This window comes from Pseudideonella sakaiensis, from assembly GCF_048320135.1.
Lineage (GTDB): Bacteria > Pseudomonadota > Gammaproteobacteria > Burkholderiales > Burkholderiaceae_C > Ideonella_A > Ideonella_A sakaiensis_A.
Genome location: NZ_CP182947.1, coordinates 5421268 through 5441590 on the forward strand (window position 1 = coordinate 5421268; position 20323 = coordinate 5441590).

Annotated in this window: 22 protein-coding genes; 18 read left to right on the forward strand and 4 right to left on the reverse strand. The window is 65.5% G+C overall.

All coding sequences use genetic code 11. The annotated features are described in order from the left end of the window. Positions 1-28 precede the first annotated feature (28 nt). The 3 genes from ACNH6H_RS24775 to ACNH6H_RS24785 all read left to right on the forward strand — a co-directional run bounded on the left by ACNH6H_RS24775 (position 29) and on the right by ACNH6H_RS24785 (position 2398). The gene (locus tag ACNH6H_RS24775) at positions 29-610 is read left to right on the forward strand and encodes a superoxide dismutase (protein ID WP_418320934.1); all 582 of its coding nucleotides are present in this window, start codon (positions 29-31) and stop codon (positions 608-610) included. Positions 611-761: 151 nt separating this feature from the next. Continuing rightward, a complete protein-coding gene (locus tag ACNH6H_RS24780; RefSeq protein ID WP_418320935.1) occupies positions 762-1184 on the forward strand; it encodes a CopG family transcriptional regulator in 423 nt (140 codons plus the stop codon). Then, positions 1181-2398 carry an alpha/beta hydrolase family esterase gene (locus ACNH6H_RS24785; protein WP_418320936.1) on the forward strand — a complete coding sequence of 406 codons (1218 nt, stop codon included), beginning with the start codon at positions 1181-1183 and terminating at the stop codon, positions 2396-2398. The genes ACNH6H_RS24780 and ACNH6H_RS24785 overlap by 4 nt, the downstream gene beginning before the upstream one ends. 34 nt (positions 2399-2432) lie before the next feature. On the opposite strand, the gene ACNH6H_RS24790 is transcribed toward ACNH6H_RS24785, so the two are convergent. Continuing rightward, the gene (locus tag ACNH6H_RS24790) at positions 2433-2909 is read right to left on the reverse strand and encodes a DUF192 domain-containing protein (protein ID WP_418320937.1); all 477 of its coding nucleotides are present in this window, start codon (positions 2907-2909) and stop codon (positions 2433-2435) included. 86 nt (positions 2910-2995) lie between these two features. Here ACNH6H_RS24790 and ACNH6H_RS24795 point away from each other — a divergent pair, with 86 nt between their 5' ends. The 9 genes from ACNH6H_RS24795 to ACNH6H_RS24835 all read left to right on the forward strand — a co-directional run bounded on the left by ACNH6H_RS24795 (position 2996) and on the right by ACNH6H_RS24835 (position 11087). Continuing rightward, on the forward strand, positions 2996-5434 hold the full coding sequence (locus ACNH6H_RS24795; protein WP_418320938.1) for a heavy metal translocating P-type ATPase: 2439 nt from the start codon (positions 2996-2998) through the stop codon (positions 5432-5434). An 18-nt stretch (positions 5435-5452) separates the two neighbouring features. After that, positions 5453-5635, forward strand: coding sequence for a cbb3-type cytochrome oxidase assembly protein CcoS (gene ccoS, locus ACNH6H_RS24800; protein WP_418320939.1), 183 nt, complete (start codon positions 5453-5455; stop codon positions 5633-5635). Between the two features lie 47 nt (positions 5636-5682). Next, positions 5683-7137: a cytochrome-c oxidase, cbb3-type subunit I gene (ccoN, locus tag ACNH6H_RS24805; RefSeq protein WP_418320940.1), complete on the forward strand. Its 1455-nt coding sequence runs from the start codon at positions 5683-5685 to the stop codon at positions 7135-7137. Between the two features lie 17 nt (positions 7138-7154). After that, positions 7155-7787: a cytochrome-c oxidase, cbb3-type subunit II gene (ccoO, locus tag ACNH6H_RS24810; RefSeq protein WP_418320941.1), complete on the forward strand. Its 633-nt coding sequence runs from the start codon at positions 7155-7157 to the stop codon at positions 7785-7787. Between the two features lie 9 nt (positions 7788-7796). Continuing rightward, the gene (locus ACNH6H_RS24815; protein WP_418320942.1) at positions 7797-7985 is read left to right on the forward strand and encodes a cbb3-type cytochrome oxidase subunit 3; all 189 of its coding nucleotides are present in this window, start codon (positions 7797-7799) and stop codon (positions 7983-7985) included. Beyond that, entirely contained in the window at positions 7978-8895 is a 918-nt protein-coding gene (gene ccoP / locus ACNH6H_RS24820) for a cytochrome-c oxidase, cbb3-type subunit III (RefSeq protein ID WP_418320943.1), read from the forward strand. Before ACNH6H_RS24815 ends, ccoP begins: the two co-directional genes overlap by 8 nt. Then, entirely contained in the window at positions 8892-10352 is a 1461-nt protein-coding gene (ccoG, locus tag ACNH6H_RS24825; protein WP_418320944.1) for a cytochrome c oxidase accessory protein CcoG, read from the forward strand. Before ccoP ends, ccoG begins: the two co-directional genes overlap by 4 nt. Before the next feature lie 74 nt (positions 10353-10426). Further along, complete coding sequence (locus ACNH6H_RS24830; protein ID WP_418320945.1) at positions 10427-10756, forward strand: nitrogen fixation protein FixH; 330 nt, start codon at positions 10427-10429, stop codon at positions 10754-10756. After that, positions 10749-11087 (forward strand): hypothetical protein, encoded by a 339-nt coding sequence (locus tag ACNH6H_RS24835; RefSeq protein ID WP_418320946.1) that lies wholly within the window; start codon positions 10749-10751, stop codon positions 11085-11087. The genes ACNH6H_RS24830 and ACNH6H_RS24835 overlap by 8 nt, the downstream gene beginning before the upstream one ends. Positions 11088-11106: 19 nt before the next feature. Here the strand turns inward: ACNH6H_RS24835 and fnr are convergent, their stop codons facing one another. Continuing rightward, positions 11107-11844, reverse strand: a complete 738-nt coding sequence (fnr, locus tag ACNH6H_RS24840; protein ID WP_418320947.1) for a fumarate/nitrate reduction transcriptional regulator Fnr — start codon at positions 11842-11844, stop codon at positions 11107-11109. 167 nt (positions 11845-12011) lie between these two features. On the opposite strand from fnr, the gene hemN reads away from it, so the two are divergent. From hemN to icd, 3 genes are read left to right on the forward strand one after another with little or no spacing between them, the layout of a single operon-like run. After that, positions 12012-13400, forward strand: a complete 1389-nt coding sequence (hemN, locus tag ACNH6H_RS24845; RefSeq protein WP_418321485.1) for an oxygen-independent coproporphyrinogen III oxidase — start codon at positions 12012-12014, stop codon at positions 13398-13400. Between the two features lie 43 nt (positions 13401-13443). Then, entirely contained in the window at positions 13444-14292 is an 849-nt protein-coding gene (locus ACNH6H_RS24850; RefSeq protein ID WP_418320948.1) for a sulfite exporter TauE/SafE family protein, read from the forward strand. A 57-nt stretch (positions 14293-14349) separates the two neighbouring features. Beyond that, positions 14350-15603: an NADP-dependent isocitrate dehydrogenase gene (gene icd / locus ACNH6H_RS24855; protein WP_418320949.1), complete on the forward strand. Its 1254-nt coding sequence runs from the start codon at positions 14350-14352 to the stop codon at positions 15601-15603. Between the two features lie 45 nt (positions 15604-15648). Here icd and ACNH6H_RS24860 read toward each other — a convergent pair whose 3' ends face one another. Beyond that, positions 15649-16788 (reverse strand): mandelate racemase/muconate lactonizing enzyme family protein, encoded by a 1140-nt coding sequence (locus tag ACNH6H_RS24860; protein ID WP_418320950.1) that lies wholly within the window; start codon positions 16786-16788, stop codon positions 15649-15651. Beyond that, positions 16785-17510, reverse strand: coding sequence for a GntR family transcriptional regulator (locus tag ACNH6H_RS24865; protein ID WP_418320951.1), 726 nt, complete (start codon positions 17508-17510; stop codon positions 16785-16787). The genes ACNH6H_RS24860 and ACNH6H_RS24865 overlap by 4 nt, the downstream gene beginning before the upstream one ends. 102 nt (positions 17511-17612) lie before the next feature. On the opposite strand from ACNH6H_RS24865, the gene ACNH6H_RS24870 reads away from it, so the two are divergent. The 3 genes from ACNH6H_RS24870 to ACNH6H_RS24880 are packed head-to-tail and all read left to right on the forward strand — an operon-like array spanning position 17613 to position 20278. Then, entirely contained in the window at positions 17613-18383 is a 771-nt protein-coding gene (locus tag ACNH6H_RS24870; RefSeq protein WP_418320952.1) for an ABC transporter permease, read from the forward strand. Next, positions 18380-19216, forward strand: a complete 837-nt coding sequence (locus ACNH6H_RS24875) for an ABC transporter ATP-binding protein (RefSeq protein WP_418320953.1) — start codon at positions 18380-18382, stop codon at positions 19214-19216. Before ACNH6H_RS24870 ends, ACNH6H_RS24875 begins: the two co-directional genes overlap by 4 nt. A gap of 60 nt (positions 19217-19276) precedes the next feature. After that, positions 19277-20278: an ABC transporter substrate-binding protein gene (locus ACNH6H_RS24880; RefSeq protein WP_418320954.1), complete on the forward strand. Its 1002-nt coding sequence runs from the start codon at positions 19277-19279 to the stop codon at positions 20276-20278. The last annotated feature ends 45 nt before the right edge of the window (positions 20279-20323 follow it).

Consider the following 20323-nt stretch of genomic DNA (forward strand, 5'->3'; position numbering starts at 1 on the left):
ACACTTGCAACACTGGAAAAGGATGACCATGGAACATACCCTGCCGCCGCTGCCTTATGCGATCGATGCCCTGGCGCCCCATCTCAGCAAGGAAACGCTGGAGTACCACCACGGCAAGCATCACAACGCCTATGTGGTGAACCTGAACAACCTGCAGAAGGGCACCGAGTTCGAGTCGATGGACCTCGAGGCCATCGTCAAGAAATCCAGCGGGGGCATCTACAACAATGCTGCCCAGATCTGGAACCACACGTTTTTCTGGAACTGCATGAAGCCGTCCGGCGGCGGCGAGCCGAAGGGCAAGCTGGCCGACGCGATCAATGCGAAATTCGGCAGCCACGCCGCGTTCAAGGAAGCGTTCACGAAGAGCGCGGTCGGCAATTTCGGCTCCGGCTGGACCTGGCTGGTGAAGAAGTCCGACGGCAGCGTCGACATCGTCAACATGGGTGCTGCCGGCACGCCGCTGACGACCGGTGACACGCCGCTGCTGACGATCGACGTCTGGGAGCATGCCTACTACATCGACTACCGCAACCTGCGTCCGAAGTGGGTCGAGACCTTCCTGACCTCGCTGGTCAACTGGGAATTCGCGGAGAAGAATTTCGCCTGATCGATCGTGATCGCAGCGGCGGCGCCTGGCGCCGCTGCACCGCAGACAAGCCGGCATCAGCCGGCTTTTTTTCGCCTGTTTGTCGAGAGGACATCCGTTGCAAGCCAAAGCATGTTCTAATTGGATTCCAGATAGATTCCAATTGGAGTACATGATCGCTTCCAACCAGATCGAGCCACGGCCACGTGCCGGCGAAACCGAAAAGATGACGGTCAATGTCGGCGTCGTCGACCTCGGCCAGGTCGACCTGCTGGTGCAGGAAGGCTTTTATTCGAACCGCTCCGACCTGATCCGCACCGCGCTGCGCAACCAGCTGGCGCAACACGCCGATGTGCTGAAGCAGACGGTTGCCCGCCGCATGTTGACGGTTGGGCTGCAGCATCTGGCCCGCGCGGATCTCGAACGCGTCGTCGCTGCCGGCGAGCGTCTGCAGGTGCAAGTGGTCGGTCTGGCCCGCATCGCCGACGACGTGACGCCCGAGCTTGCGCTTGAAGCCATCGAATCGGTGACCGTGCTCGGCGCATTCCAGGCCAGCCCGGCGGTACGCCGCGCGCTGGCCGGCCGCATCCAATGACCTCCAGAACCAACCCGAAGGACCTGATGAAACCATTTTTCGCGACGCGCTCTTCGTTGCCTGGCTTCGATGCCAGTGCTGTCAATGCAACGATCGAGCGCGCGCTGGCCGACGCCGGCATCGACACCCGCAGTGGTCCGATGCGCGCTGTCACCGAGACGATCCGCAATGCGCTCGGCTCGGCGGGTTCGGCCGCTGCAGCTGCGCCGCCAGCCGACGCCGACATCATCGATGTCACGGCGCATGTCGTCGACCGGCAGCCCGATGCGCCGCCCGAAGCAGCCGGGCGTCGATCGTCCGCTGCCGGTTCGTTCACGATGCAGCATTTCAGCAACCATGCCGGCGCACGGTCGTATCGGCTCTATATCCCCGCGACAGGCGGCGAGGGGCCACGTCCGCTGCTGGTGATGCTGCACGGCTGCACGCAGAGCGCCGAGGATTTTGCGGCCGGTACAAGGATGAACGAGCTGGCCGAGCGGCACGGTTTTTTCGTCGTCTACCCGGAGCAGAGCGCGCAGGCCAATCCGTCACGTTGCTGGAACTGGTTCAACCGCGATGACCAGCAGCGCGACCGTGGTGAACCGGCGCTGCTGGCAGGGCTGGTTCGCGAGGTCGCGGCGCGGCACGATGTCGACCGCGGCGCAATGTATGTCGCCGGCCTGTCTGCCGGCGCCGCAATGGCGGTGATCCTCGGCGAGACCCATCCCGATCTTTTCGCCGCGGTCGGCGCCCATTCGGGGCTGCCCTATGGCAGCGCGCACGACATCGCGTCGGCGATGGCAGCGATGAAAGGCGGGCGCAGCGGCATGCCGGCACTGAAGCCCCATGCCGGCGGCGCAGCCGCGCCGCCGACGCGCATCACACAGGCGGTGCCGACAATCGTCTTCCACGGCGACCGCGACCACACCGTCCGGCACAGCAATGGCAGCCAGATCGTGATGCAGGCCGAAGCGGTGCATCGCGCCCATCCTGATCGACCGCCGCTCAAAGCCAGCAAGGCGCAGGCTGCCGGCGCCGGCGGCCGGCGCCATACGCGCACCGTGTACAACGACGACAGTGGCCGCCCGCACATCGAGCACTGGACGCTGCACGGTGCAGGCCATGCCTGGTCGGGCGGCAGTGCGAACGGCTCCTACACCGATGGCAACGGCCCGGATGCGTCGGCCGAGATGCTGCGCTTTTTCCTCGCCCAGCGTCGAGTGGCTTGCGCCTGACGGCAGCGCTACCGGCGGCCTGCGCGGCCGTCGCTCACTGACGGCCGAACGGCGCTCCGCTGATTTTGCTGCCGGCCTTCAGGCCACGCTTGGCAAACCAGCCCTGGTGCATCTCGAGCACGAAACGCACCGGTTTGCTCGAGCAGTGCGAATCGAGCGTCTGCGGTTTCATGTCCTCGATGTTGACGATGCTGCCGTCGTCGGCGATGAAGGCGGCAGACAGTGGCAGCGGTGTATTGCGCATCCAGAAACACTGCTGCGCCGGCGCGTCGAAGATGAACAGCATGCCTTCGTTGGCGCCCATCTCGGTGCGGAACATCAGGCCGGTGCTGCGTTCTTCCGGCGACGCCGCAACCATCGCGTTCATCACGTGGATGCCGGCGTTCAGCTGCACCGTCGGCAGCCGTTGCGGCACGCCCTGGGCCTGCGCATGCGACGCGAACAGCAACGCCATGGCCAGTGCGGCTGCGCGCACCGCGGCGATCGATGCAAATGAGTTGATCTGTGTCATGGGGTGTCGGGCCGGTACTGGCTAGATTATCGACGGTCGCGGCGCTGCCGTGCTGCGGCGGCATGGCCGCAACCCCTTCCTTCCCGATGTCTTCCCCGCCACCTCACGCCCCGCTGCACCGCATTGCTGCCGACGAACCGACAGGCGGATTGGCTGGCGATGCCGTTTCGGCGATCGACGATCCGGTCGAGCTTGCGCGTTATACGCACTGGCAGCAAGCCGCCGATGGTCAGCAGCTGGCGACCTCGCAGCTGCAGATTTCTGGCATCTATTGCGCCGCCTGCGCCGGCGGCATCGAGGCCGCGTTGCGGGCGGTGCCAGGCGTCGTCGACGCGAAGGTCAATGCCGCGAGCGCGCGAGCCGAGGTGGTGTGGCAGCCCTCGCTGACCAGGCCGTCGAGGCTGATCGCTGCGGTGCGTGCCATCGGCTACGATGCCGCACCCGATCTCGCCGCGCCGGCGCGGCAGCTGCGGCTGCGTGAATCGCGGCAGGCCTGCTGGCGCTTGTTCGTCGCCGGTTTCTGCATGATGCAGGTGATGATGTATGCGACGCCGGTTTATCTGGCCAAGGCCGGTGAGTTGCCGGCCGACCAGTTGCGGCTGCTGCACTGGGCCGGCTGGCTGCTGACGCTGCCGGTGCTGCTGTTCTCGGCGCGGCCCTTGTTTGCCGGTGCCTGGCAAAGTGTGCGCCGGTGCCGCATTGCGATGGACGTGCCGGTTGTGCTCGGCCTGCTGATCGCCTTCATCGCCAGTTCCGGCGCGACCTTCGATCCGGGCGGAATCTTCGGCCACGAGGTGTATTACGACTCGGTGACGATGTTCGTCTTCCTGCTGCTCGGTGCACGATCGCTCGAATTGCGGGCGCGCCATCAGGCCGCGCTGGCGCTCGAAGGCGGGGCGGTGCAGCTGCCCGATCGGGTCGAGCGGCTTGCCGCAGACGGTAGCGGCGAATTCGTGCATCCGGCGCGGCTGGCCATCGGTGACCGCGTGAAGGTGCTCGCCGGCCAGCTGTTCCCGGCCGATGGGCGCGTGCGCGACGGTCGCACGCAGGCCGACGAATCGCTGCTCAGCGGCGAGTCGGCCGCCGTTGCGAAGCAGGCCGGCGATGAGGTGCTGGCCGGCAGCATCAACCTGCGCGCACCGGTGCTGATCGAGGTCGAGCGGGTCGGTGCCGATACACGGCACGATGCGGTGATCGCGCTGATGAGGCAGGCCGCAAGCGAGCGGCCGCAGGCGATGCGGGCCGTCGACCGGCTTGCCGCACCGTTCCTGTGGCTGGTGCTGCTGCTGGCTGCGGCGGCGGCGCTGGTTTGGTCGATGATCGATCCGTCACGGGTCGTCTGGGTTGCGGTGTCGGTGCTGATCGTCACCTGTCCGTGTGCGTTGTCGCTGGCAACGCCATCGGTGCTGCTGGCTGCCGGCGGCGCATTGACGAAGGTCGGCCTGCTGCCGCGTCGGCTCGGCACACTCGAGCAACTCGCGACGATCGACACCATCGTCTTCGACAAGACCGGAACCCTGACCGACGACCGCCTGCGCATCGTCGGTCATTGCCTGCCGGCCGCGGGCGTTGGCGAATGCGGTGACGATCTGCTCGGCGCAGCCGCATCGCTTGCCGCATGGAGTTCGCACCCGGCGTCGCGGGCGCTGGTTGATGCCGCCGCGGCATCCGGCGAGGGTCGTGCCGCGATCGCCTGGACCGACATCGAGGAGTTGGCTGGTGAAGGCGTGCAGGCGCGTGATGAAGGCGGGCGCATCTTCCGACTCGGCCGTGAACAATGGGTCGCCGCCGCATCCAGTGTGAAAGTCGACGCAGGACATCGGTCGATTGATGATCGGTCGACGAGTGTTGCATTCGGACCGCTCGGTGCGCCGGCGATCCGCTTCGAACTCGCCGAGACCTTGCGCGACGGCGCGATCGAGACGGTGCGGCTGCTGCAATCGCGCGGGCTGCAGCTGCTGATTGCATCGGGCGACCAGCCAGGTCGCGTCGCGCACCTGGCGGACCGGCTCGGCATCAGCGATGCCCGTGGCGGTCTGCGGCCGCACGACAAGCTGGCGCTGCTCGATGCGCTGCAGGCGCAGGGTCGGCGCGTCCTGATGATCGGCGACGGCCTGAACGACGCGCCGGTGCTTGCGAAGGCCGATGTGTCGATCGCGCTCGGCCATGGTTCGCAGCTCAGCCAGCTGCAGTCGGACGCGGTGCTGTTGTCGGCGCGGCTCGGCGCAATCGATGATGCGCGGCAGATCGCTTTGCGTGCACGCCATGTGATCCGGCAGAACCTCGGCTGGGCACTGGCCTACAACCTCACCTGCATTCCGCTTGCGCTGGCCGGTTTTCTGCCACCGTGGGCGGCAGGCGCCGGCATGGCCGGCAGTTCACTGCTGGTGGCGCTGAATGCACTGCGGGCGGGGCGTCTGCCGGCATCGTCGCAGCGATCGCTCGATCACGTTGCAGCGCCTGCACGCACGCTGCCCAAGCGCAGCGTGATGCCTGCTGCCGAAACACTCGGCGCGGCCAGCTGATCGCAAGCGGCCGACACGATGGACGTCCTCTTCCTGCTGATTCCGTTGTCGGTGGTACTGGTGCTGCTGATCATCATCGTCTTTGCATGGGCCGTTTTTTCGGGCCAGTTCGACGATCTCGAACGTGAGGGCGAGCGGATCTTCGAGGCTGATGGCAAGCCGCTTGATCGGGATCAAACGCCACCACCAGGCCTGCGCTGACACTGGGCGCCGGTCATCAGGCCGGACAAACAGTGGGAGCAAAACGAATGAGAACAGCAAGCGCGGCGGCCGCCTCTTCAGGCCCCGTCTACAACGACGTCGTCGTGCGTCAGTTCACGATCGCCGCGATCGTCTGGGGTGTGGTCGGCATGCTGGTCGGCGTCGTGATCGCCGCGCAGATGACGTGGCCCGAACTGAATTTCGGCGTGCCGTGGCTGAGCTTCGGCAGGTTGCGCCCGTTGCACACCAATGCGGTGATCTTCGCCTTCGGCGGCTGTGCGTTGTTTGCCAGCAGCTATTACGTCGTGCAGCGCACCTGCCAGGTGCCGCTGTTCCTCGGCAAGCTCGCAAGCTTCACGTTCTGGGGCTGGCAGGCGGTGATCGTCGCTGCGGTGATCAGCCTGCCGCTGGGCTTCACGCAGGCGAAGGAATATGCCGAACTCGAGTGGCCGATCGACCTGCTGATCGCCGTTGTCTGGGTCGCCTATGCGGTCGTCTTCTTCGGCACCATCGGCGTGCGCAAGGTGCGCCACGTCTATGTCGCGAACTGGTTTTTCGGCGCTTTCATCCTGACCGTGGCGCTGCTGCACATCGTCAACAGCGCGGCACTGCCGGTCGGCCTGATGAAGAGTTATTCGGCCTATGCCGGCGTGCAGGATGCGATGGTGCAGTGGTGGTATGGCCACAACGCGGTCGGCTTCTTCCTGACCGCCGGCTTCCTCGGGATGATGTATTACTTCATTCCGAAGCAGGCCGAGCGCCCGGTCTACAGCTACCGGTTGTCGATCGTCCACTTCTGGGCGCTGATCTTCACCTACATGTGGGCCGGCCCGCACCACCTGCACTACACCGCGCTGCCCGACTGGGCACAAAGCGTCGGCATGGTGTTCTCGCTGGTGCTGCTGGCGCCGAGTTGGGGCGGCATGATCAACGGCATCATGACGCTGAGCGGCGCCTGGCACAAGCTGCGTGACGACCCGATCCTGAAGTTCCTGATCGTCAGCCTGTCGTTCTACGGCATGAGCACCTTCGAGGGACCGATGATGTCGATCAAGACCGTCAACGCGCTCAGCCACTACACCGACTGGACGATCGGCCATGTGCACTCGGGCGCGCTCGGCTGGGTCGGTTTCATCTCGATGGGAACCTTGTATTACCTGGTGCCGCGGATGTACGGCCAGACCAGGATGTACAGCGTGCGGGCGATCGAGACGCACTTCTGGATCGCAACCATCGGCGTCGTGCTCTATATCGCCGCAATGTGGATTGCCGGCGTGATGCAGGGGCTGATGTGGCGTGCGATCAATCCCGACGGCACGCTGGTCTACAGCTTCGTCGAGAGCGTCAAGGCCTCGTTCCCGTTCTACGTCGTCCGGCTGGTCGGAGGCCTGCTTTATCTCGGCGGCATGGTGCTGATGGCCTGGAACGTCGTGATGACTGCACGTGGCGGCCGCCCGGTCGCTGCCCTGATCCCGACGCCGCTGGCCACCGCCCGCGCCTGACCGCAAGGAATCGACAAATGAGTTCACACGACTCCGCAGAAAAAAAGGGCTTCTCGCACGAGAAGATCGAGACCACCAACTGGCTGATGATCGCGCTGATCGTCGTCGTCGTTGCAGTCGGTGGCCTGGTCGAGATCGTGCCGCTCTTCTTCCAGCGCAGCCTGACCGAGCCGGTGCCCGGCCTGAAGCCGTATACCGCGTTGCAGGTCGTCGGCCGCGACATCTATGTCCGCGAGGGTTGCTACAACTGCCACTCGCAGATGATCCGGCCGTTCCGCGCCGAGACGCTGCGTTATGGCCACTATTCGGTCGCCGGCGAATTCGTCTACGACCGCCCGTTCCAGTGGGGCAGCAAGCGCACCGGTCCCGACCTGCACAGGGTCGGCGGCAAATACAGCGACGAGTGGCATCGCATCCACCTGATCCAGCCGCGTGACCTGGTGCCGGAGTCGAACATGCCGGCTTATCCGTGGCTCGAGAAAACCGCCGTCGACGCCAGCGACGTCGCGACCCGGATGGCGGGCTTGCGCACGCTCGGCGCACCGTATACCGATGCGGAAATCGCCGAAGCCGAGGCCGCGGTCAAGGGCAAGAACGAAAGCGAAGCGCTGATCGCCTACCTGCAGGTGCTCGGTACCTCGATCAAATAGGAGAAGGCCATGTCAGGTCTGGACATCAATTACCTGCGCGCGGCGGTCACGCTGGTGTCGTTCGTCAGCTTTGTCGCGATCGTCGTCTGGGCGCTGTCCCGGCGCAACAAGGCCGGCTTTGCCGAAGCCGCGCAACTGCCGTTTGCCGGCGAACAGCGCACAGGCGCGAAGACCTCGACGGAGTCGCGCGATGAGTGATTTCACTTCCCCGGGCTGGTCGATCGCGGTCGCGGCCTTGACCATCATCGGCCTGATTGCCTGCCTGTGGCTGCTGCTGGTGGCGAGCCGGCGCAGGAAGATGGCCGACGACAACTCCACCGGCCACGTCTGGGACGAGGACCTGATCGAACTGAACAACCCGCTGCCGCGCTGGTGGGTCGGCCTGTTCATCCTGACGGTGCTGTTCGCGATCGCCTACCTGACCTTCTACCCGGGCCTGGGCAGCGCGAGCGGAACCTTGAACTGGAGCAGCGCCGGCCAGTACGAAGCCGAGCAGGCGCGGGCCAACGAGAAGATGCAGCCGCTGTATGCGCGCTTTGTCGCGATGGATGCCGAGGCCTTGTCGAAGGATACGCAGGCGATGGGCATCGGCGAGCGATTGTTCATCAACAACTGCTCGACCTGCCATGGGTCGGACGCGCGCGGCAGCAGGGGCTTTCCGAACCTGGCCGATGGCGACTGGTTGTACGGCGGCAGTCTGGAAAACATCGTCCAGTCGATCACGCTCGGCCGGCAGGGCATGATGCCGCCGATGGCCGCTGCGGTCGGCAATGCCGAAGATGTGCGCCATCTGGCCAACCATGTGCTGAGCCTCTCGGGCAGCCCGCACGACTCGCTGTCGGCGCAGATCGGCCGCAGCAAATACGCTGCCTGCGCCGCCTGTCACGGCAGCCAGGGTGAAGGCAACCAGGCGCTGGGCGCACCGCGGCTGAACGACAGGATCTGGCTGCACGGCTGGGGTGAGGACGCGATCGTTCGCATCGTCAACCAGGGCAAGACCAATGTGATGCCGGCTCAGTCCGGTCGGCTGACCGCCGAGCAGATCCATGTTCTTGCCGGCTATGTCTGGAGCCTGTCGCGACGCGGCACGGTGGTCGCCAGCCAATGAGCGAATCGGCAGGCCGGACGATCCCGATCACGGCGGTCGACGCAACCGGCGAGATGGTTTCGCTGTATGCGAAGCAGCCGACGATCTACGCGCGATCGGTCAGCGGCTGGTTCGCCGGCTGGCGCTGGGTGCTGGTGTGGGCGACGCAACTGCTGTTCTACGGGCTGCCGTGGCTGAACTGGAACGACCGGCCGGCGGTGCTGTTCGACATTGCGGCGCGGCGTTTTTATATCGGCCCGCTGCTGCTGTATCCGCAGGATTTCATCTACCTGACGGTGCTGCTGATCATCTCGGCCTATGCGCTGTTCCTGTTCACCGCGGTCGCCGGCCGGCTGTGGTGCGGGTTCGCCTGCCCACAGACGGTCTATACCGAGATCTACATGTGGGTCGAGCGGCACATCGAGGGCGACCGCATCGCCCGCATGAAACGCGATGCCGGTCCCTGGACCGCCGACAAGCTGTTGCGCAGGTCCGCCAAGCAGGCGGTCTGGATCGCGATCGGTTTATGGACCGGTTTTACCTTCGTCGGCTATTTCACGCCGATCCGCGAACTCGGCGCGTCTGCGCTGCAGTTCGGGCTCGGTCCGTGGGAATGGTTCTGGGTGCTGTTCTACGGCTTCGCGACCTATGGCAACGCCGGCTACATGCGCGAGCAGGTCTGCAAGTACATGTGCCCGTATGCACGTTTCCAGAGTGCGATGTTCGACAAGGACACGCTGATCATCAGCTACGACGGCGCGCGTGGCGATCCACGCGGTTCGCGCCCGCGCTCGCTGAAGCACGGTGAGCTGGCGGGTAAGGGCAAGGGCGATTGCATCGACTGCGGGCTGTGCGTGCAGGTCTGCCCGACCGGCATCGACATCCGCAACGGCCTGCAGTACGAATGCATCGGCTGCGCCGCCTGCATCGACGTCTGCAATGGCGTGATGGACAAGATGTCGTATCCGCGCGGGCTGATCCGTTATGCAACGCAGAACGGCCTCGACAATGGCTGGAGCAAGGCGCTGGTCCTGCGCCGTGTGCTGCGCCCGCGGGTGCTGGTCTACAGCCTGATTCTGCTGCTGATCACCGGCGCCTTCGTCGGCAGCCTGATGCAGCGCACGCCGTTCCGTGTCGACGTCGTCAGGGATCGCGCCTCGCTGGCCCGCGAGGTCGAGAACGGCCAGCTCGAGAATGTCTACCGCCTGCAGTTGATGAATGCGACCGAACAGCCGCAGCGGTATCTGATTTCGGTCGCCGGCCCGGCGGGCATGCAGCTCGCGCCCGATCCGGTGCGCACGGTCGACCTGCCGGCAGCCGAAGCCCGCTGGGTTGCCGTCAATGTCAGGCTGCCGCAGCACGCCGCAGCGCAGCTGGGTGCCGGCGCTCACGCGATGAGCTTCGAGGTCAGTTCGGTTGACCGAATGGGCCGCTCGATCGGCCTCAGCGAAAAGTCGACCTTCGTCGTGCCGCGATGAATCTCTGTTCACTGACATTCGCGCCACGACACCACCATGCGAGCAATCAACCCGCCACAAACCCGGAGTACGTAATGAACCCGCCCTCGATCTCTACGCCATTGCGGCCGCAAGCGGTCGTGCCGAACGACTCGCGCGCGGCTGAAATGGCCGCCATCGACGCGCTGCGCTGGTGGCGCGTGCCGATGGTCTGGGTCGTGATTGCCGGGCCGCTGGCGGTGGTGATCGCCAGCCTGCTGACCGCGGTGATTGCCTGGCGCTACATCGATCCGGTGATCGTCGACGCCGGCAGCGGTCTGGTCGTCGGCCGCGCCGGCGACGACGTCGCCGCTGCGGCCGACCCGCGGGATCCACTCGCGCCGGCGCTGCGGGCGCGCAACCACACGGCAGAACCACGTGACTGAGAGGTCAGCCGCCAGCGGGTCAGGGCAGCTCGCAACCAGCGAGCAGATCGAACCGGGTTCGGCACGCCGGCTCGCGATGGCGGTGTTGTGGCCGGCTTTCCTGCTCGCCGGCGTGCTCGATGCGCTGATCTTCGTCGTCGTCGATCCGGCCGAATTGCGCTGGTTCGGCGGTCCGGCGCTCGGCTGGTCGACGCTTGCGGTCTACAGCGCGACCTTCCTGATCGTCTGGGCGGTGATCAGCGTCTCCGGGGCGCTGACCGCGATGATGTTGCGCGATGGCGAGAACCGCCGAGCCGGTCCGGCTGGTCGCGCGGCGCCACGCAGCCACTGAAGACCGAGCCTGCCGTCAGTCAGTCGCAGCTGCCGCTGTTGACGATTGCGCGCAGGCCTTCCTCGTCGAGCACGCGGATCTGCCGCTGCTTGACCTCGAGCAGGCCGTCTTCGTTGAATTTCGAGAAGCTGCGGCTGACCGTCTCGAGCTTCAGCCCGAGGTAGCTGCCGATTTCCTCGCGTGTCATCCGCAAGACCAGCGAAGTCGACGAAAAACCGCGCGAATGCAGCCGCTGGGTCAGGTTCAGGATGAATGCGGCGAGGCGCTCCTCGGCCCGCATGCTGCCGAGCAGCAGCATCACGCCCTGGTCGCGGACGATCTCGCGGCTCATGATCTTGTGGAACTGGCGTTGCAGGTCGGGGAAGCGCACCGACAACACCTCGAGCTCCTGGAACGGGATCACGCAGACCAGCGAATCCTCCAGCGCGATCGCATCGCAGGCATGCTGGTCGAGGCTGATGCCGTCGAGGCCGAGCAATTCGCCGGCCATCTGGAAGCCGGTGACCTGCTCGCGGCCGTCTTCCGAACCGACACAGGTCTTGAAAAAACCGGTCCGCACCGCGTACAGCGAGGTGAACGGCTCACCGCTGTGGAACAGCGCGTCGCCGCGGGCCACCGCGCGCCGGTTCGCGACCAGGCGGTCGAGTTCCTCGAGTTCGTCCGCAGAAAGACCGATCGGCAGGCAGAGCTCGCGCAGGTTGCAGTTCGAGCAGGCTGCCTTGACCGTGTCGGCCCGGACGGGAATAACGGATTGCATGACCAATTATCGACGAAACGGGTTTTTGCTGCTGTTGTGCAAACCCTGCGTTTGCTGCCGGCCCGGCGCACCCCTGCTTGATTCAGGTCAAGCCGTCGGAGCGGTCGCTGGCGCACAGTGCAAACACGATGAATGTCGTTCACCTGCCCCGCGAAAAACTGCGCACGATGCCGCTGCCCGATCCCGAAGTGCTGCGCCAGATGGACCGCGCCGGTCCGCGCTATACCTCGTATCCGACCGCCGACCGTTTTGTCGAGGCGTTCACTGCCGTCGATTACCGGCGGGCCTTGTGGGCGAGGGCGCAAGGCGTGTTTGCCGGCCAGGGCGCATTGCCGCTGTCGGTCTATCTGCACATTCCGTTCTGCGAATCGGTCTGCTACTACTGCGCCTGCAACAAGATCGTGACCCGCCACCACGACCGGGCCGGCCCCTACCTCGATGCATTGGCGAAGGAAGTGGCGCTGCATGTCGAGCAACTCGGGCATGGCCAGCCGGTGTCGCAGCTGCATTTCGGCGGCGGCACGCCGACCTTTCTGTCCGACGATGAACTGGCGCGCCTGCTCGAGTTGCTGCGCGCTTCGTTCAAGCTGTTGCCGAATGCCGAGATCGCGGTCGAGATCGATCCGCGCACCGTCGATCCGGAACGGCTGCGCCGGCTCGCCGCGCTCGGTTTCAACCGCATCAGTCTCGGCGTGCAGGATGTCGATCCGCAGGTGCAGCGCGCGGTCCATCGTGTTCAGCCCGAGCAGACGGTGAGGGCGCTGCTCGACGAGGCACGTTCGCTCGGCATGGTCTCGACCAATGTCGACCTGATCTACGGCCTGCCGCTGCAGAGCGTTGCTTCGGTTCAGCGCACCGTCGCCAGCGTCAGCCAGATGCGGCCGGACCGGATCGCGCTGTATGGTTATGCCCACCTGCCGCAGCGCTTCAAGCCGCAACGACGCATCGACGATGCGCAGCTGCCGTCCGGACAAACCCGGTTGCAGATGCTCGCGACCGCGATCGAAGGCTTCACCGCCGCCGGCTACCAGTATGTCGGCATGGACCATTTCGCATTGCCGTCCGACAGTCTCGCAGTGGCGAAGCGGCAAGGATTGCTGCACCGCAATTTCCAGGGCTACAGCACGCGCCCCGAATGCGATCTGATCGGCCTCGGCGTATCGGCGATCGGCAGTGTCGGTGCGAGTTACAGCCAGAACGCAAAAACGCTGCCGGAGTATTACGACGCGCTGGCGCAGGGCCAGTTCCCGGTCGGCCGCGGCCTGATCCTGAGCCGCGACGATGTGTTGCGGCGGGCGGTGATCATGTCGCTGATGTGCCAGGGCCGGATCGGCTTCGAGGAGATCTCGCAGGCCAACCTGATCGATGCCCAAGCCTATTTCGCCAGCGAATTGAAGCGGCTCGAACCGCTGCAGGCACTCGGCCTGGTGATCGTCGACGATGAGGCGGTCGAAGTCACCGACATCGGCTGGTACCTGGTGCGCGCGATCGCGATGGTGTTCGATCGCTACGCGCAGGCGGACCGGCTGCGCGCGCAGTTCTCGCGGATCGTCTGACGATGCGGCATGTTTTCGGCCGGCTGCCGCGCGGCAAACGCCGATGATCGATACCGCGATCAATCTCGGTTTGTCGTCGAGTGCGCTGCTGATGGGCCTGGTCGGCGGGCCGCATTGCCTGGCGATGTGCGGCGCCGCCTGTTCGGCCGTCGCCGGCCGTTGCGGCGGTCGGCGGCCACGGCGGGCGCTGCTCGCCTGGCAGCTCGGGCGGGCAGTCGCCTATTCGGCTGCCGGCGCGGCGGTCGCCAGCAGTGTCGGCCTGCTCGCGCAATGGGGCAGCGAACTGGCCTGGCTGCGGCCCTGGTGGCTGATGCTGCACGTCGCCGCGCTGGCGCTCGGCCTGTGGATGTCGTGGCAGGGTCGCGCACCGGCCTGGCTGGCCGCGCCGCTGACCGCGCCGGCCGCCGACGTCACGCCGCAACGAGCGGACGGGCGCTCGCTGGCATCGGCGGTGATCAGCCTGCCGGCCGGCGCCGCGCTGCGCGGTCGCGGGGGTTCTGCATCGCTGGCGTCGGCACTGCCGGAAGCGGCAAGCCCGGCCTGGCGGGCGGGGCTGGTCGGGCTCGGCTGGGTCGCGCTGCCCTGCGGGCTTCTGCACGCTGCGCTGCTGACCGCCGCACTCGGCTCGAGTGCACTCGACGGCGCAATGGTGATGGCGAGTTTTGCCGTCGGCTCGGGCCTCAGCCTGTGGGTCGGTCCGAGCTTGTGGCTCGTATTGACGCGCTGGCTGCCGAGTCGCGGCGCTGAGCGTGTCGCAGGCGCCAATGCCGAACGCTTCGGACCGAAACAGGCGACCCGTCTTGCCGGTGGCCTGCTGACGATCGGCGCGATGTGGGCCTTGTGGCATGGCGCCTTGCATCCGCTCGTCGATGCCTTCTGCGCGACGACATAAAATTGTCGGCTCGTCAGGCGGCTATGCTTGCCGCCATTCAAACAGCGGAGCCCGTCCATGTACCAGCATGCCAAAGTGCCTGAATCCGGCCAGAAGATCACCGTCGCTGCGGACTATTCGTTGACCGTTCCCGACCAGCCGATCATCCCGTTCATCGAAGGCGACGGCACCGGCATGGACATCACGCCGGTGATGCTGAAGGTCGTCGATGCGGCGGTGGCAAAGGCCTATGGCGGCAAGCGCAAGATCGCCTGGATGGAAATCTATGCCGGCGAGAAGGCGACCAAGGTGTATGGGCCCGACGTCTGGCTGCCCGAAGAGACGCTGCAGATCCTGCGTGAATTTGTCGTCTCGATCAAGGGCCCGCTGACGACGCCGGTCGGCGGCGGCATCCGCTCGCTGAACGTCGCGTTGCGGCAGGAACTCGACCTCTATGTCTGCCTGCGCCCGGTGCAGTATTTCAAGGGCGTGCCGTCGCCGCTGAAGGCACCGGAGAAGGTCGACATGGTGATCTTCCGCGAGAACTCGGAAGACATCTATGCCGGCATCGAATACGAGGCCGAAAGCGACAAGGCGAAGAAGCTGATCAAGTTCCTGCAGGACGAGATGGGGGTCAAGAAGATCCGCTTCCCGAATACCTCGGGCATCGGCATCAAGCCGGTCTCGCGCGAAGGCACCGAGCGCCTGGTACGCAAGGCGATCCAGTATGCGGTCGCCAACGACAAGCCGAGCGTGACGCTGGTGCACAAGGGCAACATCATGAAGTTCACCGAGGGTGGCTTCCGGGACTGGGGCTACCAGCTCGCGCAGCGCGAATTCGGCGCCGAGCCGATCGACGGTGGCCCGTGGTGCAAGTTCAAGAATCCTAAGACCGGCCGCGAGATCATCGTCAAGGATTCGATCGCCGACGCCTTCCTGCAGCAGATCCTGCTGCGGCCGGCCGAATATTCGGTGATCGCGACGCTGAACCTGAACGGCGACTACATCTCCGATGCACTCGCCGCGCAGGTCGGCGGCATCGGCATCGCGCCCGGCGCGAACATGTCGGATTCGGTCGCCTGCTTCGAGGCGACCCATGGCACCGCGCCGAAATATGCCGGCAAGGACTATGTCAACCCGGGCTCGGAAATCCTGTCGGCCGAGATGATGCTGCGCCACATGGGCTGGACCGAGGCGGCCGACCTGATCCTGCTGGCAATGGAGAAGGCGATCGCCAGCAAACACGTGACCTACGACTTCGCCCGACTGATGGACGGTGCGACGCAGGTCTCCTGCTCGGGCTTCGGGCAGGTGATGATCGATCAGATGTGATTGGCGCGCGCGTCGCAGCCACTGCGACGCGCGCATGCAACGCCGTCAGGCGACGGCAAATTCGGCCAGCATGTCGAGGTCGGGGGCAAGGCCGAGGCCGGGCAGCGTGCCGAGCCGTGATTGGCCCTCGCTGATGCTGGTCAGTCCGCCGGACAGCAGGCTGCGCAGCGGATTGGGGTTCGCGTCGATCTCCAGCATGCCGTCGCCGCCGACCGCCGCCAGCAGATGAGCCGACGCGAGCAGGCCGATGCCGCCGCCGAGGAAATGCGGGCAATAACGCAAGCCGGCGCCGCGCGCCCGTTCGATCAGCGGCCAGCAGGCCGAGATGCCGCCCCACTTTGCGATGTCGGGTTGCAGCACCGACAGCGGTGAATCGTCGATTGCCCGCTCGAATGCCTGCTCACCGAGCAGGTTCTCGCCGGCCGCCAACGGGATCGGCGTTGCGGCGGCCAGCTGCCGCCATTGCTGCCACGGCTGATCGGCCCGCAGCGGCTCCTCGAGCCAGCCAAGGTCGAAATCGGCCAGTCGCGGCGCGATCTCGCAGGCCTGGTCGACGGTCCATCCCTGGTTGGCATCGACCATCAGTGGGGTCGCGTTGCCGAGCAGGTCGCGCAGCGCACGCAGGTTGGCCAGATCGCGCTCGGCGCCAAAACCGACCTTCAGCTTGAAAGCGCGATGGCCATCGTCGCGGCGTTGCGCAGCGAGGACCTGCGGGCGGTCCGGGTTGAGGCCGCTGGCGTAGACCGCCACCGTGTCGTCTTTTCCGCCGAGCAACTGCCACAGCGGCACGCCGGCGCGACGTGCGCTGAGGTCCCACAGCGCCTGGTCGATGCCGGCAATCACCTGGGCAATCGGGCCGGGTTCGCCGGACTGGATCGCCAGCACCGCGGTCTTGCTGCTGAGAAAATCGAATGCGGCGCGGGGTCCGGCAAAACCGTGTCCGGTCAGCAGCGGGGCGAGCACCGTGCGCAGCAGCCGGGCGCGGTGTTCGGCGCCGCAGGCCGGGAAATTGCACCAGATCTCGCCCCAGCCGACCGCGCCGTCTTCGTCCTCTACACGCACGAAGACGGCCGGTCGATCGTGCATCGTGCCGAACGAGGTCTGCACCGGCGTCGCGATCGGGCAGCGGAAAACGAAAGCCTCGGCGCGGGCGGGGCGGATTGTTGGTGTCGGCAGAGGGTTCACGGTTTCAGGTCCATTTCGACGTGGATGGCATCACCGCGGTAGGTCACCTCCGCGAGATAGATCACCGTGTTGTCGGTATCGGTGAAGATGCGGCGAACTTCGGCCACCGGCGCGCCGATCTGCAGTTCAAGCAGCTTCGCCACCTCCATGTCGGCGGTGCCGATCGTCAGCACCTGGCTGGCCTTTGCGATCTTGATGTCCTTCATCGAGGTCAGGATCGGGATCACGGTCCGGCTGCGGAATTTTTCCGGCGCCTTGCGGAAGATCCGTTCATCGAGGTAGATATTGATCACGCAGAAGGCGTGGCCGTCGCGGAAATGGAGGCGCCGCATGAAGGCATAACGCGGTGCCGGCGCACCTTCACCTTCGGCCAGCGGCGGCGAACCGACATCCTCGTCGATGTTCATGATCTTCGGCTGCGTGTCTTCGTAGCCGCGCGCCAGTTCGGCAAGGCTGCCGACGACACTGATGAAGCGGTCGCGGCCCGGCCTGCTGGTGACGAAGGTGCCGCGGCCCTGCTGGCGCGAGACGAGCCCTTCGCGGGCCAGCAGTTCGATCGCCTGCCGCACGGTGACCCGCGCCAGGTCGAATTCCACCGTCAGCTCCTCGAGTGAAGGCAGGCGGTGCCCGACCGGCCAGGTTCCGCGGGCGATGCGCTGCCGGAACAGGTCGGCCAACTGGAAATAGCGCGGTACCGGACTGTCGAGAAAACTGCTGGCCATGGATTGTTTTAAAGGTATGGTCTATAGTACGATTAACTCATTCGACACGCAAGACGATCCTCGACCCTCCCGGAAACCGACCGCACGCGCCTCGCTCCGCTCATGCAGACTTCCTCCTCGACGCTGAAGCGCACCGCACTGATCATTGCACCCTGGTTGCTGATCGTCGGCTTCTGGTATGGGCTGCGGGCCAGCGGCCTGGTCAATCCGGCGCTGGTGCCGGCGCCGCACCTGGTATTCGCGAAGGCCCTCGAACTCGCAGAAGGCCGGCTCTGGCAGGACATCTACATGTCGACCCAGCGGGTTTTCATCGGCGTCACGCTCGGTGTTGCGGCGGCGGTGCCGGTGGGTTTCTGTCTCGGCTGGTACAAGGGCCTGCGAACCTTCATCGATCCGGTGATCAATTTCTTCCGGGCGCTGCCGCCGATCGCGCTGATCCCGCTGGTGATCGTCTATTTCGGCATCGGCGAGGTCGCGAAGACGGTGATCCTCTTTTATGCATCGTTCTTCGCCGGCGTGATCGTGATGTACGAAGGCATTGCGCAGATCAGCCCGATCTTCATCAAGGTCTCGCGCACGCTCGGCGCCAGCGACCTGGAGATTTTCGGCAAGGTCATCATCCCGTTGACGATCCCGCACATCCTGACCGCGGTTCGGGTTGCGCTCGGCGTCGCTTGGGCCACGCTGGTGGCCTCCGAACTGATTGCCGCGCAGCAGGGCCTGGGCGCCTTGATCCAGGATGCCTCGTCGTTCTTCCAGCTCGACATCATTTATGTCGGCATCATCTGCATCGGCCTGATCGCCTTGCTGATGGACTTGGCGCTGCGCGCGGCAACCCGCCGCCTGGTGGCCTGGCAGGACCGCATCGCATGAGCGACGTGCAGACAAACACCGCCGAGCAGGCACCGGTGCGCATCGCCTTCGACGATGTCTCGGTCGAATTTCCGACGCCGCACGGCAAGATGCGGGTGCTCGACCATGTCTCGTTCGACATCCGCGATGGCGAGTTCGTCTCGATCATCGGCCCGTCGGGTTGTGGCAAGACGACGCTGATGAACATCGTCGGCGGGTTTGTCCAGCCGACCGAGGGCCGGGTGCTGCTCGACGGCAAGCCGATCGCAGGACCGGGCCCGGACCGTGGCGTGATCTTCCAGGAATACGGCGTCTTCCCATGGCTGACGGTGCGGCAGAACATCGAGTTCGGTCTGAAGCTCGATGCGAACAAGGCGATCGCGGGCGACCGCGCGGCGATTGCCGAGCGCTACATGAAGCTGATGGGGCTCACCGATTTCGCGAACCACTTTCCGAAACACCTGTCCGGCGGCATGCGGCAACGGCTGGCGATTGCCCGCGCCTACGCAGTGCGGCCGCAGTTCCTGCTGATGGACGAGCCGTTCGGCGCGCTCGATGCGCAGACCCGGTCGGCGATGCAGGACCTGCTGCTCGAGGTGCTGCAAAGCGAGGGCAAGACGGTGATGCTGATCACCCACTCGGTCGAGGAAGCGATCTATTTGTCGTCGCGCATCATCGTCGTGACCGCGCGGCCGGCGTGCATCCGCACGATCATCGACATCCCGTTCGGTTATCCACGGGCCGAAAACGTTCACGAGGATCCGCGCTTCGCCGAACTCAGGTCGCAGGTACACGAGTTGGTGATGCAGGAATATGCAGCGCAGTCCAGGCAGACCGTCCGCATCGGTGATTGACCGCGGCGGCGACGACGGGTTCGACAGCAACCCGATCTTTTGACCCACGAGGAGACGACCATGACAATGCAACGCAGAGATCTGATCAAGGCAGGCGCCGTCGCGACGCTCGGAGCGATCACCGGTTTTCCGGCGATCGCGCAGGCCCGCACCAAGGTCAAGGTCGGCTATCTGCATACGCCGGCAGTCGACAGCCACATCTTCATCGGCGAGCAGATGGGCAGCTTCGGCAAGCAGGGGCTGGACCTCGAACTGATCCGCTTCACGACCGGGCTCGAGCTGTTCCAGGCGATGATCGGCGGCAGCCTCGACATGCTGTCGACCGGCGCGGTGTTGTCGAACTTCCCGGCGCGCGGGCAGGGCAAGGCCTTTCTGATGAACAACATCGAATACGCAACCGCCCAGCTGTGGGTGCGCGACGATTCGGTGAAAAGCATTGCCGACCTGAAGGGCAAGCAGATCTCGACGACGACCGGCACCACCGCGCACGTCTTCCTCGACCGCGCGCTGCGCTCGGCCAACCTGGATCCGGCGAAGGACGTGCAGCTCGTCAACCAGCGGATGACCGAGGCGGTGACCTCGTTCATCTCCGGCGCGGTGCCGGCCGTCGCCTTGTGGGTGCCGTTCGATTCGATCATCCGGCAGAAGGTGCCGGGCGCACGCAAGCTGGTCGATGCGTCGGCTTTTTTCCCCGAGGCGGCGATCATGGGCGGCTGGGCAGCGCGCAACGACTATTTCGACAAGAACCGGCCGGTGCTGACCAAGCTGATCGCCGGCTGGGCCGAAGCGAATGCGCAGATCGTCGGCAAACCGGACGAATCGGCCGAGATGCTGCAGAAGACGCAGTACAAGGAAGTGCCGCTGCCCGATTTCAAGGAGCAGTTCAAGGCGTCGAAATATTATTCGAACGCCGACTGGCGCACCCGCTACCAGGACGGCACCGTCAACAAGTGGCTGCAGCAGGTGACCGATTTCTTCGTCGCCAATGCCAATATCCAGAATGCGCTGAAGGCCGAACAGTATTTCGACGCCAAGCTGTTCCTGGAGACGGTGAAGGGGTGAGCCGCGGCAGCGTTTCTGCGGGAGCCACGAGCGGGCTGCGCCGGT

Coding starts and splice junctions, on each gene's coding strand:
- ACNH6H_RS24775 (WP_418320934.1), top strand. CDS start 29: ATGGAACATACCCTGCCGCCGCTGCCTTATGCGATCGATGCCCTGGCG.
- ACNH6H_RS24780 (WP_418320935.1), top strand. CDS start 762: ATGATCGCTTCCAACCAGATCGAGCCACGGCCACGTGCCGGCGAAACC.
- ACNH6H_RS24785 (WP_418320936.1), top strand. CDS start 1,181: ATGACCTCCAGAACCAACCCGAAGGACCTGATGAAACCATTTTTCGCG.
- ACNH6H_RS24790 (WP_418320937.1), bottom strand. CDS start 2,909: ATGACACAGATCAACTCATTTGCATCGATCGCCGCGGTGCGCGCAGCC.
- ACNH6H_RS24795 (WP_418320938.1), top strand. CDS start 2,996: ATGTCTTCCCCGCCACCTCACGCCCCGCTGCACCGCATTGCTGCCGAC.
- ccoS (WP_418320939.1), top strand. CDS start 5,453: ATGGACGTCCTCTTCCTGCTGATTCCGTTGTCGGTGGTACTGGTGCTG.
- ccoN (WP_418320940.1), top strand. CDS start 5,683: ATGAGAACAGCAAGCGCGGCGGCCGCCTCTTCAGGCCCCGTCTACAAC.
- ccoO (WP_418320941.1), top strand. CDS start 7,155: ATGAGTTCACACGACTCCGCAGAAAAAAAGGGCTTCTCGCACGAGAAG.
- ACNH6H_RS24815 (WP_418320942.1), top strand. CDS start 7,797: ATGTCAGGTCTGGACATCAATTACCTGCGCGCGGCGGTCACGCTGGTG.
- ccoP (WP_418320943.1), top strand. CDS start 7,978: ATGAGTGATTTCACTTCCCCGGGCTGGTCGATCGCGGTCGCGGCCTTG.
- ccoG (WP_418320944.1), top strand. CDS start 8,892: ATGAGCGAATCGGCAGGCCGGACGATCCCGATCACGGCGGTCGACGCA.
- ACNH6H_RS24830 (WP_418320945.1), top strand. CDS start 10,427: ATGAACCCGCCCTCGATCTCTACGCCATTGCGGCCGCAAGCGGTCGTG.
- fnr (WP_418320947.1), bottom strand. CDS start 11,844: ATGCAATCCGTTATTCCCGTCCGGGCCGACACGGTCAAGGCAGCCTGC.
- hemN (WP_418321485.1), top strand. CDS start 12,012: ATGCCGCTGCCCGATCCCGAAGTGCTGCGCCAGATGGACCGCGCCGGT.
- ACNH6H_RS24850 (WP_418320948.1), top strand. CDS start 13,444: ATGATCGATACCGCGATCAATCTCGGTTTGTCGTCGAGTGCGCTGCTG.
- icd (WP_418320949.1), top strand. CDS start 14,350: ATGTACCAGCATGCCAAAGTGCCTGAATCCGGCCAGAAGATCACCGTC.
- ACNH6H_RS24865 (WP_418320951.1), bottom strand. CDS start 17,510: ATGGCCAGCAGTTTTCTCGACAGTCCGGTACCGCGCTATTTCCAGTTG.
- ACNH6H_RS24870 (WP_418320952.1), top strand. CDS start 17,613: ATGCAGACTTCCTCCTCGACGCTGAAGCGCACCGCACTGATCATTGCA.
- ACNH6H_RS24875 (WP_418320953.1), top strand. CDS start 18,380: ATGAGCGACGTGCAGACAAACACCGCCGAGCAGGCACCGGTGCGCATC.
- ACNH6H_RS24880 (WP_418320954.1), top strand. CDS start 19,277: ATGACAATGCAACGCAGAGATCTGATCAAGGCAGGCGCCGTCGCGACG.